Annotated in this window: 1 protein-coding gene; it reads right to left on the reverse strand. The window is 36.6% G+C overall.

Going from position 1 to position 1,407, the window contains the following annotated elements; all coding sequences use genetic code 11:
• Positions 1 to 145: 145 nt before the first annotated feature.
• Positions 146 to 1,270, reverse strand: coding sequence for an IS4 family transposase (locus ACFPOH_RS11055; protein WP_096550083.1), 1,125 nt, complete (start codon positions 1,268 to 1,270; stop codon positions 146 to 148).
• Positions 1,271 to 1,407 lie beyond the last annotated feature (137 nt).

Consider the following 1,407-nt stretch of genomic DNA (forward strand, 5'->3'; position numbering starts at 1 on the left):
CACTAGCGTCGCATAAATAAGTTTTGAAATTTCAGATTTTATTTTTCTGGAAAATTAGCGAAAAACGAAAACACCTAAATAAAGGTAGTAAACATCCATTTTTTACCTATAGCTTAAGACGAGTGCAACAACGACAAATCAACCTTTAAGGAACGCTCATCCCTTCGATTTTCCGTAACCAAATGTGTGCAGATTTCCATAAAGCTGCTTTCAAATATCGACTTATTTGTAACGTACTTCGGTCACTATTAGTGTTCAACTGAGCTAACACATTTAAACAGTATACAATCATCGCTACGTATACTTGGTTGTGTACGGCTTGTTCACTGTGGCCGTAGAACTTCTTGATATTCAAGTGTTGTTTCATCCATTTGAAAAAGAGTTCAATGGCCCAACGTGACTTATAGATTTCAGCGATTTCATCTGCATCCATATCAAAACGATTCGTCAGTAAATGAAGTTCATTTCCTTTTGTATCCAACAATTTGATGAGACGGAACGCGTTTTCAGAACGATTTTGCGTGGTTCCAATAACCACCATTTCATCGGAGAATACAGGCGAATCTTCAGGTAACGAAAATCGTTCTAACACACGGACGACAGCGTTTTTTCGTAAACGTGAAACAAAGAAATACCCATCATCCGTCATACGGTCAAATCGCTCATAATCTAAGTATCCACGATCGAACACGTACAGGCATTCTTGATCATCAATGAATACCTCTAATTGACCACGATCATGTTCGATTGCGTTTGTCAGTACGGCCTTGTCGGGATAAGAAAGTCTTTTTTCCATGAATACAAGACGCAAGTGAAGCTTCACGCCCGATTTTGTTTTTCGGAACTCTGCCCATTTGTGGTTCGTCAAATTCAGTGGCAACGTACTCGAATCAATGATTTTTAGTGGCGTTGTCAGCTTTCTTCGCTTTTGAAAATGTGTTTTCTCATGAATTTGAGCCACTAAATCAAGAAAAATCGATTGAAAGAAAACCGTTGGAATGGCATTGATTCGTCTTCCTAATTGGGAAAAGCTAATCGATGGAAGACCTGTTGCACGTTGTAATTCTTCAGAAAAAACAGCGTCACTTAAAGCTCGCAAACTCTCGGTTTCATGTAATTGAGCGTACAACAGTAATTTCAGAAATGAAGCCATATAAAGCTTCTTTGTATAGTAATCTAAATGATAGGCTTTCACCATATCGTCAAATAAGTTGAAATTAATTGGTGAAAACCATTGTTCAAATGATGTTTTTCGTGTAAACTTATCCATAATCGTGATTCCTTTATATTGGATTTGGATAGGTTTACTACCACCAAACCATTATAAAGGATTTTTTTATGGAAAAATATAGTTACAGAAAATTCAGATTTATTATGTCTATTGATATTTTTTATGCGACACTAGTG

The sequence above is a fragment of the Ureibacillus suwonensis genome (assembly GCF_042655065.1).
GTDB lineage: Bacteria > Bacillota > Bacilli > Bacillales_A > Planococcaceae > Ureibacillus > Ureibacillus suwonensis.